Below are 18,696 nucleotides of genomic sequence, written 5' to 3'. Positions count from 1 at the left end.
GTGAGCAATCCCATTAAGGTAGACATCTGGTCAGACGTGCAGTGCCCCTGGTGCTACATCGGCAAGCGCAAGTTCGAGGCTGGCGCCGCCCAGTTCGGTGGCGACGTCGAGGTGGAATACCATTCCTTCGAGCTCGCGCCCGATACCCCGATCGACTTCGACGGGACGCCTACCGACTACCTCAGCCAGCGCAAGGGCATCCCCGCCGCGCAGGTCACGCACATGCTAGCGAATGTCACAGACATCGCCAAGAGCGTCGGCCTCGACTACGACTACGACCACGTTCACCAGACGAACACTGTCATCAGCCACGAGCTCATCCACTTCGCGAAGAGCAAGGGCCGCCAGATCGAGATGAAGGAGCGCCTCCTCGACGCGTACTTCGTGCGTGGCGAGCATGTCGGCCGCATCCCGGATCTTGTCGCGATCGCCGAAGACATCGGATTCGACGGCGCCGAGGTCACCGAGGCGCTCGAGAGCCACCGCTTCCTGGCCGACGTCAAGGCCGACGTCGCCCTCGCTCAGGAGTACGGCATCCAGGGCGTGCCGTTCTTCGTGATCGACGGCAAGTACGGGGTGTCCGGCGCGCAGGATGCCACGACCTTCGCTAACGTGCTGACACAGGTTCAGACAGAGCGGTCAATCGAGAAGAGCGAATAGTGGATGCCACGACGAAGCCCCAGCCCATCATCGCCCTTCAGCCACTGGGCGATGACAGCGCCGCATCCTGTGTCGGCGACTTCTGTGCTGTTCCCGAGCACCACACGCAGGCCATCGTCAACCGTCGGCTCGACGACGACGCGGTCTAGCTCCCGATCCTGCTCATGATCCACGCGAGCATGTAGCTGCGGCTGTTGCCGTCGTCGGTGCGGTCCTCGTTGAGGTTCGCGGTTTCCTCGAGCGCCGCGGCGGCATCCTCGTTCCCGCCGAGCGCCGAGTACATGAGCAGGTAGTCACCGAACAGCACATCAGACCCGTTGGGGGCTGCCTCGGCGATGTTGGTTCTCACCCGCTCGGGGTCGGCGCCGAGATAGCCGGCCACTGGGCTCATAGGCAATACGAGAATTCCGAGCATGGCGCTCGGCTCCGGGCTGAACCAGGTCGCGTAATCGCGCTTTCCTCCCCAGTTGATGGAGGCGACGTTGTGGTCGAAGCCTTCGTACACCGGCTCGGTCCTGTCGAAGTTCGTCCAGTAGGCGAGCGCTGAGTCCGCTTCGGCCGAGAGCATCCACCGGGCTTCTGCGGCGAGTTCAGGCTGGTTGCTGGCCGACGCCCACAGGGCAAGTCCGTTCCAGGCGTTCACTGCTTCCGAGCTGGATTCCTGGTTGTTGCCGTCGGCGAATGGGGACGTTCCGCTGGCCCAGGAGTGTCCGGCGTACGCGTCGAATGCTCGACGCTCCGGGAAGTACGTGCTCTCGCCCTGCGTGGCGATATCCGCCGCGAGGAGGTTCATGACGGGCGCCCATTTCTCCGCCAGGGCTGGATCGTCTTCGGCGAGCACGCCCGCTGCATAGAGGAAGTAGCCGTAGTGGAAGTGGTGGTCGTTGAACTCGTCAGAGCCGAACGATGCGGCAAGCCCGACGATGCCCCTGGCTTCGGTGTCGTAGACGAAACACCGCTCGGTGCCGGTGTCGCAGCCGGCGGGATCCATCCAGCCGTCCATGGCCTGCTGCAGCTGGGTCTTGATCGTGGCGGCGTGATCATCGGCACCGATCTGGCGTGCCACATCGAACATGGTGGCGAGCCGGTACATCCATTTGCCGCCGAAGTAGGTATCGGCGGGTTCGGGGAGCGTGGATGCCACGTCCACCGCCAGCTGGTCGGCCAACCGTGACGTGTCATCGGCCGTGAGCGTCGACAGGTCGAGTGATCCGGCCGGGTCGAGAGTGGGGACCGACCATGCGAGGTCGGTCGTTGCGCAGGCTTTCAGCTCGCCGTACACGCTCGGCCAGCTGCCGGCGTCGCAGGTTGTGGCGTCGTCCAGGTCGGCGTACTGGTGGGGCATGGCGGCGACGATCGTGGGGGATCCATCGCTCGTCCGGTAGGTGATGCTGGTCGTGGTCGATTCGTCTCCGACCGAATACAGGATGTCCGTCCCCACGATCGGGGACACCGCGGCTGCGACGAAGTCGGCCAGAGCTCCACTCGTGGACACGGTGAACCAGGTCGCGACCTGGCCGGGGGAAAGGGTCAGCTCGGCGCCCGAATCCGACATGCTGCCTGCGCTGACGAGTCCATACTGCATGCCGTCCACCTCGGTGGTCCAGACACCGTCACCGGGGTCGAGGGGCTGGCCGAGGGCAATGGTCACCGGTTGCGATGCCGTGAAACTCACGAAGGGTGACCCCTGAGCGATCACCGTCGTACCGAGTTCGGCATCTCCCGCGAGGCTCGCGACGGTCACAGAAGCTTCGTCGTACGCACTCACGGAGAAGGCGTCGGCTCCGACATCCGCTGTCAGCGCGGGGAGGAAACCTCCCATGATCACTTTTTCGCTCGCGACTACCTTGGGCACGCCGAACGCGAAGCCCTCATCCGTCATCTGGAACGAGAGCGGCATCGGGAACACGGGCATAGAGGTGTCGCCGAACACGAGGCCCGAGAACCAGCTGTTGGTCGGCGGAAGGAGTCCGTCATCGAGGCGTGCAGGGGGGAGCGGTGAGATCGTGCGTTCTGGCAGTGCCTCGACGAGCGGGGCGATCATGCTGTCGGGGAAGATGCCGTCCGCGCCGGATGGCGCCGGGGTGGTGGAAGTAGTTGAAGTGGTGCATCCGGTGACGACCGCGAGGGTCACCACCATGGCGGGGATGGAGAGGTATCGGGAAAATCGAGTCACTCGATTACAGGCCAATCTTTTGGAGGAAGTCGGAGACGCCATCGACGGCACCGGCCAGGATGCCGTCGTCCCGCAGGCTCAGGGTCGCCGTGATCGGGGTACCGGCCTTGACGAGGCCGTTGTACGCACCGTCAGTGAGGGCGTCGCTCGCCACGCGAATCGTGGTCTCTGCTTCGCCACTCACGGTCTGCACGTCGATGGTGGAGACGGTGCCGTCGAGGCTCGCGCCGTTCGGGAGGCGCAGCGTGACGGGTGCGCCGTCACCGATGCGCGAGTAGTCCCGCCCTGACAGCTCGTACTGGGCCACGACCGAAAGCGAGCCTGCCCGCTCGATGGTGGCGAGAACCTGTCCAGCCTGCACAAAGGATCCCGGTTTCGTCGTCACGTCCCTGACCGTGCCGGATACGGCGGCAGTCAGGGTGATGGTGCCGTCGTCCGCGACGGTGTACGCGACAGTTTCGGGCTTGAGCAGCCCTTCGGCGAGGTCGGACTGAAGGGACGGGCTCTGCAAGGTGAACAGCACGTCACCCTTGTTCACCCGCTGGTTCTCCTCGGTGATGAAACTCTGGATGAGAGTTCCGCCGTAGTCGATGCCGACCGGGTATCGCTCGGCTTCGATGGATGCGGACACGCTCGTGACCTGGCCCTGGCGCTGCGTGAACACCACGGTGAGGCCGAACACGAGCGCAAGAACGCCGATAAGTCCAATGAAGAGTTTGATGTTGCTGCGCCAGGTCATGCTGATACTCCAGTGGTCGGGGTGGCTCGTCGGGCGAGCCGGTATGCGCGGCCGAGGGAGATGTGCTCACGCATGGCGGCCGCGACGAAGCTGCCCATGATGATCGTGTTGGTGACGTTCCAGCCGGTGGCGAGCGTCAGCACGCCGTTGTCGAAGTCCCTGTAGATCGCCACGAATGAGGTGAGCAGCAGGAAGACGAAGAACAGCACTTGCGGAATCATGAAGTTGAACGGGGACGACACCCTCGATCGGTCACCGGTGGCGCTCCACGACTGCTCCTTGCCGGTGAGCACATTGATCAGCGCGGCGAGATAGATGGGCGCTGACACCGTGGCGAGCATCAGGGTCTCCCAGCGGAATGACCCCATCGTGTAGAACGCGAGCACGATCTGCATGACATAGAAGCCGGCGTAGTAGAGCACCCAGGTCACGACGGTGGTCGACAGGTTCATCGGGCGCAGGTCGAAGTAGATCTCGAGGGCGGGCACCACCATGAGCAGCAGTGGGCAGATCCCGGTGAGGTAGAAGGATGCCGTCACCAGGTACTGCAGCCGCTGGTCGAGGCTGAGCTTGCGTTTACGGCTGAGGGGATTGTGCTTGAACAGGATCTCGAATCCACCGGTGGCCCAGCGGAGCTGCTGCTTCGTGTACGACTCGACGGTGTCGGGCGCGTGGCCGACAGCGAGTGTCATCGGGATGAAGATGGTGTGCCATCCCCGCTCATGCAGCATGAGGGAGGTCCAGACGTCTTCCGACTTGGAATCGGTGTAGATACCGCCCACATCGTCGATGGCCGCCCGGCGGAAGATGACGTTGGTTCCGACGCAGAACGCGGCATTGAACCTGTTGCGGCCGGGCTGGATGAACCTGTAGAACACCGACTGCATGTAGCCGGCTCCCCGGGAGATCACGTTGTGAAGGTTGCCGTAGGTCTGCGGGGTCTGAACGAAGGCGACCTCTTCCCGTGAGAAGAACGGGATCGTCTCGACAAGGAACTCTGGCGAGGGAACGAAGTCAGCGTCGAAGATCGCAAAGAACCGGCCTTTCGACAGGCTGAGTGCGTGGTTGACGTTTCCGGCTTTGGCCCCGCCCGAACTGAGGCGCCGTACGTATCGCGCGCCGAGTTCGGCGGCCATGTCCCTGACCTCGTCGGACTTGCCGTCGTCGAGCACCCACGTGATGTGAGAGCCGCGCATCGCCATAGCGGCGGTGACGGTCTCCCGGATGATGTGCACGGGTTCGCCGTAGGTCGTGATGAACACGTCTGTCGTCGCCTGGGCCGCATCGAGATACATGTTCCAGCGTGAGGGTATGTTCGTCAGCCCGTCGCGCAGGATGTCGCGCTCCCGGAACAGCTTCGCTTTGGCGTCGTGGAATGCGAAGTCGCGAGGGTCCTGCGAGGCCGACAGGATGGTCCACATCGACAGCAGCGCCTGCAGTACGAGGATCGTCTCCGCGACGATGACGAGGGTGTACGGCAGCCAGTCGCCGCGGCTGGCCGGGTTCAGCAGGAACGACGCGTAGGCCAGGATCCCGAGCGTGGCGATGAGCACCAGGATCACGAGCGAGGGCGACTGTGCCTTCACCGGTACGGCTGCTCTGGGTTCCTCGGGAGTTTCGGGCTTAGGGCCAGGGTTGGTGATGAATCGGGATTGGAGGGTCGTCATGGCGGCTTCTTTCGGGAGAAGTTATGAACGACGCAGCGTGCCGCTGGTGGATGCTGCGAGCGTCCGGGTTCGCGAGGGTAACGAATGCGACCGGAACGTCACAGCGGCATCGTTGGCGAGCGCGGAGGTAAGCGACGGGGTGAGTCGCGGCGCCGAGCAGAGCGAGAAAGGGGAAGCGGGTGATTCAGGGGAAGCGGGTATTCGGGTACTGCGGGGGTAGAACTGTCTACGGTACGTCAGGATTGTGAGTTTGACAACGGGGGATCCAAAATTTCCCGAGGGATTGTCGGGATCAGGTTTTCGTGATATCGGAAATGTTCGCGGCTATTCGACGAAGCCCCTGCTCGACCATTCGATAACCTGCTCCGCCGTAGCATCAGCAGGCGCGGCCCTCGCCACGCGCGGGGGAACTCGCGTCAGGAGCACCGTCGTCGGTCGCTCAGGGAGCGACGCGTGCTGCCCTGTCGGATTGAATCTCTTGTTGACGAGGGCACCGAGCACGGCTCCTATGCCGAATCCGATCGGAAGCAGCAACAGGTACACCGCTGGAGCCAGGGCGGCCGCGTTCCCGAACGCGAGGGTAGCCCCAACGCCGACGATCGAGCCGATCGTGATGGCAACCCACCAGCGCTGCAGCTTCGCATTGGCGGCATCCCATTCCCGCTGAGACTGCAGTTGGGAGAGCGCGAGTTCCCGCGGTGCGAGACTCGCCCAGGTGCGCCCCTCGAAACGGAAGATGTTCGGATGATCGTCCAGCGCCATCAGTCGACCTCCGCCTCGACAGTGATGTCGGCGACAGTGGCCTGGAGTCCGGCCACGAGGTCGTCAGCGGCGACCCACGCGCTCGTGCCGCGGGCGCCCGCACCGATGGCGATCCGCCGACCGGGGATGCGTTCATCCACGAAGACCGGCCAGGCCGTGGTGCTCCCGAGCGGCGTGATCGTGCCGCGTTCGTACCCCGTCACTTCGAGAGCGAGTTCGGCTGTCGGCAGGGTCAGTTTGTTCACTCCGACGACCGCTCGCAGCTTGGGCCACGAGATCTGGCGGTCGCCGCCGACGAGAGCGAAAAGGAAACTTCCGTCGTGTCGCTTGACGACGAGGGACTTCACGAGCTCACCGGGAGTGACACCGAGCAGCGCAGCGGCCTCCGCGAGAGACCGGGCTTCTGGGCGCGACACGAGCTCGATCGGGATGCCCCGGCTGGCCGCATCCTGAAGCACCCGCTGGGTGCCGGCGCCTGTGCCAGCCCCTGTGCTGGCGCCCTGTTCTGAAAACTCTGGGAGAATTGCCACATGACCATTGTTGCCGACCCACGCACGGCCGCGGCGCCAGCGTCGACACCGGCGCTGAAGATCGGGCCTATCGCGCTCGACGTGCCCGTCGTGCTCGCGCCGATGGCTGGCATCACGAACACGGCGTTCCGCAGGTTGTGCCGCGAATACGGCGCAGGACTGTACGTCAGCGAGATGATCACCAGTCGCGCCCTGGTCGAGCGCACCCCGGAGAGCATGCGACTCATCCGCCACCACGAGTCTGAGACGACCCGAAGCATCCAGCTCTATGGGGTCGACCCGAAGACTGTCGCCGAGGCCGTCACGATGCTCGTCGCCGAAGACCGTGCAGATCACATCGACCTGAACTTCGGATGCCCCGTGCCGAAGGTCACCCGCAAGGGCGGAGGTGCTGCGCTGCCGTGGAAGCGCGACCTGTTCCGCGACATCGTGGAGGGCGCCGTGAAGGCTGCCGGCGCCGTCCCGCTCACGGTCAAGATGCGCAAGGGCATCGATTCAGATCACCTCACCTATCTCGAGGCCGCGAAAGCCGCCGAGGGGGCGGGTGTCGCAAGCATCGCGCTCCACGCACGAACCGCGGCCGAGTTCTACTCGGGCACGGCGGACTGGTCGGCGATCGAGAAACTCAAGAACACGATCACCGGCACCCCGATCCTCGGCAACGGCGATATCTGGAGCGCCCAGGATGCCCTGCGCATGGTCGACGAGACGGGCTGCGACGGCGTGGTCGTCGGTCGTGGATGCCTCGGTCGACCCTGGCTCTTCGGCGACCTGGCCGCTGCCTTCCGCGGTGAAGAGCTCAAAGCAGAGCCGAGCCTCGGCGAGGTCGCCCGTGCGTTCAAGCGCCACGCCGAACTGCTGACCGAGTTCTTCGAGGAAGAGGATCGCGCCTGCCGCGACATCCGCAAGCACGTCGCGTGGTACTTCAAAGGGTATGCGGTCGGCGGCGAATTGCGTGCGGCGATGGCGACGGTCAGGGATCTCGCACAGCTCGACGAACTTCTCGCGCAACTCGATGGGGACCAGCCCTATCCTGGCGCCGATGCGGAGGGCCAGCGGGGTCGAGCCGGAACTCCGAAGAGTCCGAGCCTGCCCCAGGGCTGGCTCGACAGCAGGGAGCTGCAGGAGACTCACCGCGCCGAGCTCACCGAAGCCGAACTGAACACCAGCGGTGGTTGACGGGTACACGGCGTTCGACGCCGAACGCTGGCTTCCTGAGGAGCACTCCAGCCGCCGCAGCGACTTCGCCAGGGACAGGGCACGGGTGCTGCATTCCAGTGCCCTGCGCAGGCTCGCCGCGAAGACCCAGGTGCTCAGCCCGACGACGGCGCTCGACTTCGCCCGCAACAGGCTGACCCATTCCCTGGAGGTCGCCCAGGTCGGCAGGGAGCTGGCAGACAGCCTCGGGCTCGATCCCGATGTCGTGGATACGGCCTGCCTCGCTCACGACCTCGGTCATCCGCCTTTCGGTCATAACGGCGAACGCGCTCTCAACGAGTGGGCCGACGACATCGGCGGCTTCGAGGGGAATGCGCAGACACTGCGCTTGCTGACCCGGATAGAACCGAAGGTCTTCGGAGCAGACGGCGCGAGCTACGGGCTCAACCTCACGCGCGCCTCCCTCGATGCGAGCTGCAAGTACCCCTGGCCGAGCGCACAGGGCGTCGCCGACCCCAGCGGGCGCAGCAAATACGGCTTCTACGACGACGACACCGCGGCATTCGAGTGGCTGCGCGCCGGGGCTCCGGATCGCCAGCGCTGCATCGAGGCCCAGGTCATGGACCTCTCCGACGACATCGGCTACTCGGTGCACGACTTCGAAGACGCGATAGTCAACGGGTATGTGGATGTCACGGCCCTCGGTGCACGTGTCGACCACGACGAGCTCGTCAACTCGATGTTCGCCTGGATCGGGGGAGAGGTCGATCACGACGAGCTCATCGCGGCGTTCGACAGGCTCGACAATCTCGATGTGTGGATCGACCGCTGGGACGGAAGCAGGCAGGCCCACGGCCGGCTGAAAAACCTGACGAGCCAGCTGATCGGTCGCTTCGCGGGCGCTGCGGTCCAGGCGACGAGGGAGTCGCACTCGGGCAGCCTCGCGCGGTTCGGGGCAGACCTCGTCGTTCCGCGGGAGATCCAGGCTGAGATCGCCGTGCTCAAGGGCATCGTCGCGGCGTTCGTGATGTCGACGAATGCCCGCCGGCCGATCTACGCCCAGCAGCGCGACATGCTGTCCGAACTCGCGGACGTGCTGTTGTGGACGGCTCCCAGAAACCTCGACGCCGGATTCGCGGCCGACTTCGACGCCGCCGACAGCGATGCCGGGCGCAAGCGGGCTGTCGTCGACCAGGTCGCTTCCCTCACCGACCAGTCCGCGGTGGTCTGGCACACCCGCCTCGTGGGCTGAGCTCGTCCGCAGCGCGGGCCCGCCCCGCGACCGTAGAATTGCACGGTGGCTGGACTGATCCGACGAAGCGATATCGACGAGGTACGGTCGCGGACGAACCTCGCTGACATCGTCGGCGATTACGTCACGCTCAAGAACGCGGGTGTCGGATCCATGAAGGGCCTGTGCCCATTCCATGAGGAACGCAGCCCCAGCTTCCACGTGCGCCCGACCGTGGGCTTCTACCACTGCTTCGGCTGCGGCGAAGGCGGCGATGTGTTCACCTTCCTACAGAAGATGGATCACGTCAGCTTTTCCGAGGCCGTCGAGCGGATGGCGGGTCGCCTCGGGTACGAGCTGCGCTATGAAGACGGCGGGGCAGCCACGGATCACGGCAACCGCGCCCGCATCCTCGCCGCCAACCAGGCCGCGGCCGACTTCTATGTGCAGCAACTGACGACGCCGGAGGCCCAGCCGGGGCGCACGTTCCTGGGCGAGCGGGGCTTCGATGCGTCGGCCGCCGAGCGGTTCGGAATCGGGTTTGCTCCGCGCGGCCAGGCCCTCGGAAAGCACCTCACGGCCAAAGGTTTCAGCGAAGACGAACTCGTCACGGCGGGACTGTTGGGCCGGGGCGAACGCGGTGACGTCTACGACAGGTTCCGCGGCAGGCTGGTCTGGCCGATCAGGGACGTCACCGGCGCCACCCTCGGTTTCGGCGCCCGCAAGCTCCTCGACGACGATAACGGGCCCAAATACCTCAATACCCCCGAGACGCCGGTGTACCACAAGAGCCAGGTGCTCTACGGCCTGGACCTGGCCAAGCGCGACATCGCCAGGGGAAAGCAGGTCGTGGTCGTCGAGGGCTACACCGACGTCATGGCGTGCCATCTCGCCGGCGTCACGACGGCGGTGGCGACCTGCGGCACCTCCTTCGGCGTGGATCACATCAAGATCGTGCGCAGGATCATCGGTGATACCGACAACCCGGACACGAGGGGCACCGGCGAGGTGATTTTCACCTTCGATCCGGATGAGGCCGGCCAGAAGGCGGCCAGCCGGGCCTTCGCCGAAGAGCAGCGCTTCGCGGCCCAGACCTTCGTCGCCGTCGCCCCTGACGGCCTCGACCCGTGCGACCTGCGGCTCAATAAGGGTGACGACGCTGTGCGGCGCCTGATCAAGACCCGCAAGCCGATGTTCGAGTTCATGGTGCGGAGAGTGCTGCGGGGCTTCGATCTCGAGACAGTGGAGGGCAGGGTGTCTGCCCTGCGGGCGGCCGCGCCGGTCGTGGCCGGCATCCGGGACCAGTCGATGAGCGTGGGCTATGTGCGCAACCTGGCCGGATGGCTCGGCCTCGACCCCAACGAAGTGCAGCGCGCGGTCTCGACGGCGCGCTCGGCGCTGGGTAACCAGTCCCAGCAGGAGAGCGCCAGGCCCTCGAGAGACGAAGCCCAGCAGGCGCCGTCGGCTCCCGCGGTCGATGAACCGTCCATCACGCGACTCGCGACCGATACCACGACGAGAACCGAGCGGGACGTGCTGATGGCGATCCTGCAGCATCCGGAGCTTGTCGGGCAGTCCCTGATGACGAAGGCCGCCTCCGTCGGCTTCGGTGACGCGTCGCTCGAGATCGTCAGGGATGCGGTTGCCGTGAGCATCGCGCACGCCGACAGCGCCGACTGGATCGCGCGAGTCTCAGCAGAGGTTCCACAGCGCTACGCGACGCTCGTCAACCAACTCGCCGTCGCTCCCATCCCGGCCAGGGAAGACAAGCTCGCGGTCTACTGCACGAGCATCGTGTCCGATTTCATCGACAGGGATCTCCTGCGCGAAAAACGGTCGGTCATGGGCACTATGCAGCGACTGGATGCCGCGGCAGAACCCGAGCGGTATGCCGAAGTGCAGCGCGAGCTCGTCCGGATCGAAACGGAACGGCGCGTCCTGCGCAACGAGTAGCGTGGTGTTGCGGCGCGAATAAGCCTGCATTTCTATTGCGTAAAGATCCTTCATTTTCAGGGTCATCGCGACCTCGCTGTTCGGCGACTGTGTTACTACTGGGATACAGCAACGCCGGGGCCTTCTTGTGCCCCGAGGCGTTCCTTGCCATGCAGTGCCTATTCAGGCATTCACATCAGGAAGAGGTAGACGGATATGACGTCCGCATCCAATAAGAAGCGCGCTCTCGCAGCGGTCGCAGGCTCGGCAGTGTTCGCACTCGCCCTTGCCGGTTGCGCCGCAGGCGGAGACTCCGGCAGTGGTTCGAGCGAATCACTCATTATCGGAACCACCGACAAGGTCACCTTCATCGACCCGGCAGGCTCGTACGACAACGGATCCTTCGCGATCATGAACCAGGTGTATCCCTTCCTCCTGAACTCGAAGGCGGGAACGGCCGACGTCGAGCCCGACATCGCGGTCTCCGCCGAGTACACGAGCGACACCGAATACACCGTCGTCCTCAAGGAGGGCCTGACGTTCGCCAACGGCAACGAACTCACCTCGTCCGACGTAAAGTTCTCGTTCGACCGCCAGCTCGCGATCGCCGACGAGAACGGCCCGTCAGTTCTGCTCGGCAACATCGCCAGCATCGACGCTCCGGATGACACGACCGTCGTCTTCACGCTGAACAATGGCAACGACCAGACGTTCGCCCAGATCCTCTCGAGCCCGGCAGCACCGATCGTCGATGAGGAAGTCTTTTCGGCTGACTCGGTGACTCCCGACGCCGACATCGTCGACGGGAACGCCTTCGCCGGCCAGTACGTGATCTCAAGCTACGACTTCAACAACCTCGTGTCGTTCGAAGCGAACCCCGACTACAAGGGTGTGCTCGGCGCAGCCGCGACGAAGAACATCGACCTCAAGTACTACACGGACGCTTCGAACCTGAAGCTCGACGTGCAGGAGGGCAACATCGATGTCGCGCACCGCAGCCTCTCGGCAACTGACGTTGCCGACCTCGAAGGCAACGACGCCGTCAATGTCGTAGTCGGCCCCGGTGGCGAGACCCGCTACATCGTCTTCAACTTCGACACCCAGCCCTTCGGTGCGACGACTCCGGAGGCCGATGAGGCCAAGGCGCTCGCCGTCCGGCAGGCTGCTGCCGACCTCATCGACCGCGAAGAGCTCGCAGACCAGGTCTACAAGGGCACATACCTGCCGCTCTACTCCTACGTTCCTGCCGGCCTGACCGGTGCCACAGAGGTGCTCAAGGACCTGTACGGCAAGGACGGCGGCCCGGATGCTGATGCAGCCGCCAAGGTTCTCTCTGACGCCGGAGTCACCACCCCGGTGGCGCTGAACCTGCAGTACAACCCGGATCATTACGGTGAGTCGTCGGGCGACGAGTACGCGCTGGTGAAGAGCCAGCTCGAAGCGACCGGCCTGTTCGCGGTCAACCTGCAGTCGACCGAGTGGGTCACATACGCGAAAGACCGTACCCAGGATCTCTACCCGGCTTACCAGCTCGGATGGTTCCCTGACTACTCCGACGCTGACAACTACCTGACGCCGTTCTTCGCCACGGAGAACTTCCTCGCCAACCACTACGACAACCCCGAGGTCAACCAGTTGATCCAGGACCAGGCTGTCGAGACGGATTCCGCCGCCCGCCAGGCGCTGATCGAAGAGATCCAGGCCAAGGTGGCCGCCGACCTGTCGACGCTTCCCCTGCTCCAGGGATCGCAGATCGCCGTGACCGGCTCGGCCGTGACCGGCGCGGTGCTGGACGGTTCGTTCAAGTTCCGCTACGGCAGCCTCGTCAAGGGCTGACCGACCGCACGTGAACCACGGCTAGAGTTTCTCTAGCGCAAGGAGAGGGGGCGACCCGCGTCGAGCGGGTCGCCCTCTTTCGTTCCCAGCATGATTGGTAGATATGACGACGACCGTCCCGGCTCCACTGTTACCAGTGGGGCCACCGCAGACCCCCCGACGATCCAGGGGCGGGGGAAGCCCGTTGCTGCGGTTCATCATCGTCCGCTTCCTGCTGATCTTCCCGACGATCTTCATCCTCGTCACCATGGTCTTCCTGCTCATGCGCACCATCGGCGATCCGATCACCGCGGCGCTGGGTGGCAGGCTCAATGCGCAACAGCTCGCTGAGCGCATCGAGGCTGCGGGCTACAACCGACCGCTGATCGTGCAGTACTTCGAATACATCGGGCAGGTCGCCACCGGCAACTTCGGCACGGCGATCAGTGACGGGCGCCCCGTCTCCGAGCTGCTCCTCACCTATGGTGGTGCCACCCTCGAACTCGCCTTCTACGCGCTTCTCGTGGCATTCATCGTGGGAATCCCGCTCGGCATGGTTGCTGCCTACCTGCGTGACCGCTGGCCGGATGCCGTTCTGCGCATCGTCGCCATCCTCTTCTACGCCACTCCCGTGTTCTTCGCCGGGCTGCTTCTGAAGCTCGTCTTCTCGGTCTGGCTGAACGTGCTGCCGGTGGCCGGTCGTGCCAGCACCCGCACCGAACTCCAGATGGCCCGTCTCGACAATCGCACGGGAATCTACCTGATCGACGCGATCCAGCTCGGAAGCCCGGCGGCCGTCGCCGACGTTCTCCAGCACGCCGTGCTCCCCGGCCTCGCGCTGGGCCTGCTCACCGCCGGAGTGTTCCTGAGGCTGGTGCGCACGAACGTCATCGGCACGCTGTCGATGGATTACGTGGACGCGGCGCGATCGCGTGGCGTCAGCGAATACCGGCTCGTGCGCCGACACGCGTACAAGCCGGCCCTCATCCCGATCATCACCGTCATCGGGCTCCAGATCGCGATGCTGCTCGGCGGTGCGGTGCTGACCGAGACGACCTTCGAATGGAAGGGCCTCGGCTTCAAGCTCGCCGAGTACCTCAGTGCCCGCGACTTCGTCGCTGTGCAGGGGATCGTGGCCTTGCTGGCGGTGATCGTGGCGCTGAGCAATTTCATCGTCGACATACTCGCGGCGATCATCGACCCGAGAGTGAGGTACTGACGTGACTGCTCCAGATACGACGTCGGACCTGGCAATGTCCGCTCCACGCACCCCTCGCTGGCATCGACTCCCCGTCGTGCGACAGTTGCGCCAGAGCGTCGGGCTTCAGCGCGGGATGCTCGTGGTCGGCCTCGTCATCACAGGGATCTTCATCCTGACCGCGATCTTCGCTCCGCTGCTCGCCCCGTATGGGTTCTCGCAGCTGCAGGATGAGAATGGCAATTTCGGTGCGCAGCAGCCCCCCGGTGGCGCGCACCTGCTGGGAACAACGGTCGGCGGATACGACGTGCTGTCCCGCGTGATCTGGGGAACCCAGACCGCGCTGGCGGTCATCGTGGTCGCCGTGGTGCTGTCCATCTTCGCCGGAGTGCTGCTCGGGCTCATCTCCGGATATCTCGGCGGGTGGCTCGACCGCGTGCTGGTCGTCATCGCAGACGCGGTATTCGCGTTCCCGACTCTCCTGCTCGCGATCGTGGCCGCCATCGTCATCAGCGGCGGCCAGTCGCAGGTGCTAGGCGGGATTCTCGCGGCGGCGCTCTCGATCACCGTTGTCTACATTCCGCAGTATTTCCGGGTTATCAGGGCCGAAACGGTCCGCATCAAGTCAGAGGCCTACGTCGAGTCGGCCAAGGTGATCGGCTCGAGCACCTCCCGCATCATGTTCCGCCACGTGCTGCGCAACGCCACACGCACGCTGCCGCTGATCTTCACCCTCAACAGCTCCGAGGCGATCCTGACGCTCGCCGGCCTGGGATTCCTGGGTTTCGGAATCCAGCCGACGTCGGCGGCCGAGTGGGGCTACGACCTCAACCGGTCGATTTCGGATGTCACGAGCGGCATCTGGTGGACATCACTGTTCCCGGGCCTCGCGATCGTGCTCGTGGTGCTCGGCATCACCCTCGTGGGGGAGAGCCTGAACGACCTGGCCGACCCGCGCCTGAGAACGAGGCGCAAAGCGGATTCTCCGACGGCGACTCCGCTGTCATCATCCGACATGGCCGCCACGTCAGCTACAGATTCGACGGGAGCGCCAGCATGACCCGCACGCCGGTATCAAAGGTGGTGGACATCACCAACCTCGAGGTCACCTTCGCGACAGACGGCGGCGATGTCGTCGCTGTGAACAACGTCACACTGTCGGTCGATGCCGGCGAGGTGCTGGCGATAGTGGGGGAGAGCGGCAGCGGAAAGACCGTCACAGCGAAGACGATCCTCGGCCTGCTCCCCGACACGGCCGTCACGCGCGGCGCCATCGTGCTGAACAACCGGGATGTTATCGGGATGACGGGTTCCCAGTTACGGGAGATCCGCGGAACCGACGTCGCCATGGTGTTCCAGGAGCCGTCGCTCGCCCTCAATCCGGTGTACACCGTCGGATGGCAGATCATCGAGGGCCTCAGGGCCCACAAAGGATTCGACGCGAAGCAGGCGCGGGCCAAAGCGATCGACATGCTCGGCAAGGTCGGGATCCCCGACCCCGAAATCCGGATCGACTACTACCCCCACCAGTTCTCCGGTGGGCAGAAGCAGCGCGTCGTCATCGCGATGGCACTCGTGCTCGATCCCGAGCTGATCGTCGCCGACGAGCCGACGACGGCGCTCGACGTGACGGTGCAGGCCGAGATCCTCGATCTGCTGCGCCGGTGCCGCGACGAGTTCGGCACCGCGATCATCCTGATCACCCACAACATGGGAATCGTCGCAGACCTCGCGGATCGCGTCGCGGTGATGTACCAGGGCGACGTCGTGGAGGAGGCCGGGGTCGAGCAATTGTTCTCGGCGCCGAAGCATCCATACACCCAGAAGCTGCTCGCCGCCGTTCCCCGCATCGGCATGGGCGGCGCCCTCGCCTCGGCCCGCACGGCAGAGCGGGTCGCAGCGGGAACCGTGAACACAGCGGCCCCCGTCGTGGTGGCGCGCGACCTTCAGATCGAATACGGCGGCAGGTTCGGACGCAACAACTTCCGCGCCGTCGACGGGGTGAGCTTCACGATCTCTCCGGGTGAAGTGCTCGGCCTCGTCGGCGAGAGTGGATCGGGAAAGACGACGATCGGTCGCGCGATCGGTGGACTGACGAAGATCACCGGCGGATCGCTCGAAGTGCTCGGCCACGAGATGCTCGGCATTCGGGAACGTACCTTCAGGCCCGTGCGCAGCGACATCGGATTTGTCTTCCAGGATCCGGCGTCCAGTTTCAACCCGCTGCTGACCATCGCGCAGTGTGTCGCCGAGCCGCTCATCGTGCATGGCAGGGCTCGGGATGCGGTCGAGGCGCGACCCCGAGTGAACGAATTGCTGGAGGCCGTGCAGTTGCCGAAGACCTTCGCCGACAGGTTCCCTCACGAACTCAGCGGCGGGCAGCGCCAGCGCGCCAGTCTCGCACGTTCCCTCGCGCTCAATCCCACACTCCTGATCGCTGACGAACCCACGAGCGCCCTCGACGTGTCGGTGCAGGCTCGGGTCCTCGAGCTCTTCGCCGAGTTGCAGAGGGAACTGGGTTTCGCCGCACTGTTCATCAGCCACGATCTCGCGGTCGTCGACATGCTGTCCGACCGCATCGCTGTTCTGTTCAAGGGCAAGCTCGTCGAGGAAGGCACGGGTGACGAGGTGCTAGGCGCTCCGAAACATCCTTATACCCAGCGGTTGCTCGCGTCGCTTCCCGTTCCCGACCCGATCGAGCAGGGCAGGCGCCGGTCGGCTCTCGCCGCGCTGAAGGCGGCTGACTGAGTCGTGGCCATACCATCGACAACCATTCCCGTGACCGGGGCGGCGGTGAGCGCTCGGGATCTCTCGGTGCGCTACAGCTCGAGCAGCCCCGAGACTCGGGCTGTCGCGCTCGACGGCGTCGATTTCGACCTCGCTCCCGGCGAAGTGCTCGCCGTCGTCGGGGAGTCGGGATCGGGCAAGAGCACCCTCGCACGTGCCGTTGCGCTCGACGTCGACCGGCTGGATGACTCGTCCCCCCGCATCAGCGGCGGCGAGCTCACCGTGCTCGGCACGCGCGTCCGCGGCGTCTCTCCGCGGCGTCGCAGCCGTGTCGGGCTCTATGTCGGCTACGTGCAGCAGGAGGCTGGCGACCGGCTCCAACCGCGACTGACGGTGGGCGAGAACGTCGCAGAACCTATCTACGCGCGCGACCGGCGGTTCAACCAGAACGATGCTGGCCAGGCCGTCGCCACCGTCATCGATGCCGTGCGGCTTCCGCTGACGATCATGAACAAATATCCCCACGAGCTGAGCAAGGGGCAGCGCCAGAGAGTGGCTATCGCGAGGGCGATGATCCTCGAGCCGAAACTGCTGGTAGCGGATGATCCGACGGCCGGAATCGACGTGACGGCCCGCCGCGCCATCCTCGACATCATCGTGTCGCTGCAACGCGAGCGTGGCTTCTCGACGCTGATCGTGACGGCCGACCTCGCCGAGGTGCGCCGGGTGAGCACCAGGGTGGCGATCATGCATCGTGGGGTGATGGTGGCGAGCGGCCAGCTCGACGACGTGCTTGCCACGGCCGAGCATCCCTATGTGAAGGGGCTCGCGAGATCGCTCGACGGCGGCGCGGGGTCGACTCGGTGAGCGACGTGGGGTCGACCCGCGCGCCCGGCCAGCATCGCGACCCTGTCGCCGCGCTCGCGCGACCGATCGACGGAACCCGTCCCGCGGCAGGGCCGGTTGCCATCCTGCCGTTCGATCACGACGGGTTTGCCGCGGCCGTGCGTGACGGCGGTGGAGCGGTCGGCCCGCTCGACGGCTGTACGCGTGGCATCGTCTGGCTCGACCTCGATGGCGACGCGCTCGGCGAGGTCCTGGCAGCGCATCCCGCCGTCGAATGGGTGCAGGTGCCGATGGCCGGCGTCGAACGATTCGCGCGGCTGTTCGAGGCCCAGGGTTCTCGTGACCTTCCCCTGTGGACCAGTGCCAAGGGCTCGTTTGCGGAGCCTGTGGCCGAGCATGCTGTAGCTCTCACTCTTGCCGTGCTGCGAGGCCTGCCGGAGAAGAGCCGCTCCACGAGCTGGGCGGATCCCAAGACCGGGATCTCGCTGTATGGCCGCAACGTGCTGATCGTCGGGGCAGGCGGTATCGCCCGTGAGATCATGCGTCTTCTCGCGCCCTTCGAGGTGTCTGTCACGATCGTGCGACGGACCGCCGGCGACGTTCCTGGCGCGCGGCGCACTGTTGCGGCATCCGGGCTCATGGAGGTGCTTCCTGACGCGGATGTCGTGATCCTCGCCGCCGCGGCCACCGACCAGACGGCACACCTGATCGGTCGTGACCAGCTCGCGGCCATGAAGCCCTCCGCGGCGCTTGTGAACATCGCCAGGGGGCATCTCATCGATCAGGATGCCCTCGCCGATGCCCTCGCCGGCGGGCACCTCGTCGGGGCTGGCCTCGACGTCACGACCCCCGAGCCGCTTCCGGACGGTCATCCGTTGTGGAGCTCACCGCGGATCGTGATCACGTCGCATTCCGCTGACACGCCCGAGATGACGGAGCCCCTGCTCGCGGAGCGCATCAGGGCCAACGTCGCCGCACTCGTGGGAGATGGCGCCTTCGTGGGCATCGTCGACCCCGTCGCGGGGTACTGATGGTTCAGCCGTTTTGTACCTCGATTTGGCGAACCCGCAACCTTTGGTAAAGTAGCCAAGCTAAATGCCAATCCTCGATAGCTCAATTGGCAGAGCAGCCGACTGTTAATCGGCAGGTTCTTGGTTCGAGTCCAAGTCGAGGAGCTAAGGCCCGGATCCTCCACGATCCGGGCCTTTTCTTTGCGCAGGCCATTTCTCTGCCACCGGGGTGCGCCGCCGACTAC

Annotated in this window: 16 protein-coding genes and 1 tRNA gene; 12 read left to right on the top strand and 5 right to left on the bottom strand. The window is 65.2% G+C overall.

The window, feature by feature from the left end:
• Both IWX81_RS04035 and IWX81_RS04030 read left to right on the top strand, forming a co-directional pair.
• Entirely contained in the window at nt 1–660 is a 660-nt protein-coding gene (locus IWX81_RS04035) for a DsbA family oxidoreductase (protein WP_199279941.1), read from the top strand.
• Nucleotides 660–809: a hypothetical protein gene (locus IWX81_RS04030; protein WP_199279940.1), complete on the top strand. Its 150-nt coding sequence runs from the start codon at nt 660–662 to the stop codon at nt 807–809. Before IWX81_RS04035 ends, IWX81_RS04030 begins: the two co-directional genes overlap by 1 nt.
• On the opposite strand, the gene IWX81_RS04025 is transcribed toward IWX81_RS04030, so the two are convergent.
• The 5 genes from IWX81_RS04025 to IWX81_RS04005 form a co-directional block, all read right to left on the bottom strand.
• Nucleotides 806–2,836: a glycosyl hydrolase gene (locus tag IWX81_RS04025; protein WP_199279939.1), complete on the bottom strand. Its 2,031-nt coding sequence runs from the start codon at nt 2,834–2,836 to the stop codon at nt 806–808. The two genes, IWX81_RS04030 and IWX81_RS04025, sit on opposite strands and share 4 nt — an antisense overlap.
• 4 nt (nt 2,837–2,840) lie before the next feature.
• A complete protein-coding gene (locus IWX81_RS04020; protein ID WP_199279938.1) occupies nt 2,841–3,575 on the bottom strand; it encodes an HlyD family efflux transporter periplasmic adaptor subunit in 735 nt (244 codons plus the stop codon).
• Nucleotides 3,572–5,242, bottom strand: a complete 1,671-nt coding sequence (locus IWX81_RS04015) for a glycosyltransferase (protein WP_199279937.1) — start codon at nt 5,240–5,242, stop codon at nt 3,572–3,574. The genes IWX81_RS04020 and IWX81_RS04015 overlap by 4 nt, the downstream gene beginning before the upstream one ends.
• Nucleotides 5,243–5,566: 324 nt before the next feature.
• On the bottom strand, nt 5,567–6,004 hold the full coding sequence (locus IWX81_RS04010; RefSeq protein WP_199279936.1) for a hypothetical protein: 438 nt from the start codon (nt 6,002–6,004) through the stop codon (nt 5,567–5,569).
• Nucleotides 6,004–6,528, bottom strand: coding sequence for a YbaK/EbsC family protein (locus IWX81_RS04005; protein ID WP_199280442.1), 525 nt, complete (start codon nt 6,526–6,528; stop codon nt 6,004–6,006). The genes IWX81_RS04010 and IWX81_RS04005 overlap by 1 nt, the downstream gene beginning before the upstream one ends.
• 6 nt (nt 6,529–6,534) lie before the next feature.
• Between IWX81_RS04005 and dusB the strand changes: the two genes are divergently transcribed.
• The 10 genes from dusB (at nt 6,535) to IWX81_RS03955 (ending at nt 18,616) form a co-directional block, all read left to right on the top strand.
• Nucleotides 6,535–7,713, top strand: a complete 1,179-nt coding sequence (gene dusB, locus IWX81_RS04000) for a tRNA dihydrouridine synthase DusB (RefSeq protein WP_199279935.1) — start codon at nt 6,535–6,537, stop codon at nt 7,711–7,713.
• Nucleotides 7,706–8,944 carry a deoxyguanosinetriphosphate triphosphohydrolase gene (locus tag IWX81_RS03995; protein WP_199279934.1) on the top strand — a complete coding sequence of 413 codons (1,239 nt, stop codon included), beginning with the start codon at nt 7,706–7,708 and terminating at the stop codon, nt 8,942–8,944. Before dusB ends, IWX81_RS03995 begins: the two co-directional genes overlap by 8 nt.
• A gap of 45 nt (nt 8,945–8,989) precedes the next feature.
• Nucleotides 8,990–10,876, top strand: coding sequence for a DNA primase (gene dnaG, locus IWX81_RS03990; RefSeq protein ID WP_199279933.1), 1,887 nt, complete (start codon nt 8,990–8,992; stop codon nt 10,874–10,876).
• Nucleotides 10,877–11,071: 195 nt separating this feature from the next.
• The gene (locus tag IWX81_RS03985; RefSeq protein WP_199279932.1) at nt 11,072–12,691 is read left to right on the top strand and encodes an ABC transporter substrate-binding protein; all 1,620 of its coding nucleotides are present in this window, start codon (nt 11,072–11,074) and stop codon (nt 12,689–12,691) included.
• Nucleotides 12,692–12,794: 103 nt separating this feature from the next.
• On the top strand, nt 12,795–13,889 hold the full coding sequence (locus IWX81_RS03980) for an ABC transporter permease (RefSeq protein ID WP_199279931.1): 1,095 nt from the start codon (nt 12,795–12,797) through the stop codon (nt 13,887–13,889).
• Nucleotides 13,890–13,923: 34 nt separating this feature from the next.
• The gene (locus IWX81_RS03975) at nt 13,924–14,928 is read left to right on the top strand and encodes an ABC transporter permease (RefSeq protein WP_199280441.1); all 1,005 of its coding nucleotides are present in this window, start codon (nt 13,924–13,926) and stop codon (nt 14,926–14,928) included.
• Nucleotides 14,925–16,616: an ABC transporter ATP-binding protein gene (locus IWX81_RS03970; protein ID WP_199279930.1), complete on the top strand. Its 1,692-nt coding sequence runs from the start codon at nt 14,925–14,927 to the stop codon at nt 16,614–16,616. Before IWX81_RS03975 ends, IWX81_RS03970 begins: the two co-directional genes overlap by 4 nt.
• Nucleotides 16,617–16,619: 3 nt before the next feature.
• Complete coding sequence (locus tag IWX81_RS03965) at nt 16,620–17,462, top strand: dipeptide/oligopeptide/nickel ABC transporter ATP-binding protein (RefSeq protein ID WP_334592963.1); 843 nt, start codon at nt 16,620–16,622, stop codon at nt 17,460–17,462.
• Complete coding sequence (locus tag IWX81_RS03960; RefSeq protein ID WP_334592962.1) at nt 17,459–18,472, top strand: D-isomer specific 2-hydroxyacid dehydrogenase family protein; 1,014 nt, start codon at nt 17,459–17,461, stop codon at nt 18,470–18,472. Before IWX81_RS03965 ends, IWX81_RS03960 begins: the two co-directional genes overlap by 4 nt.
• Before the next feature lie 71 nt (nt 18,473–18,543).
• Nucleotides 18,544–18,616, top strand: a tRNA-Asn gene (locus IWX81_RS03955).
• Nucleotides 18,617–18,696 lie beyond the last annotated feature (80 nt).

Origin of the sequence: Salinibacterium sp. CAN_S4 (genome assembly GCF_015752305.1) — a bacterium.
Lineage (GTDB): Bacteria > Actinomycetota > Actinomycetes > Actinomycetales > Microbacteriaceae > Rhodoglobus.
Note: the sequence above shows the minus strand (reverse complement) of the source record. Positions and strands in the feature narration are given on the sequence as shown.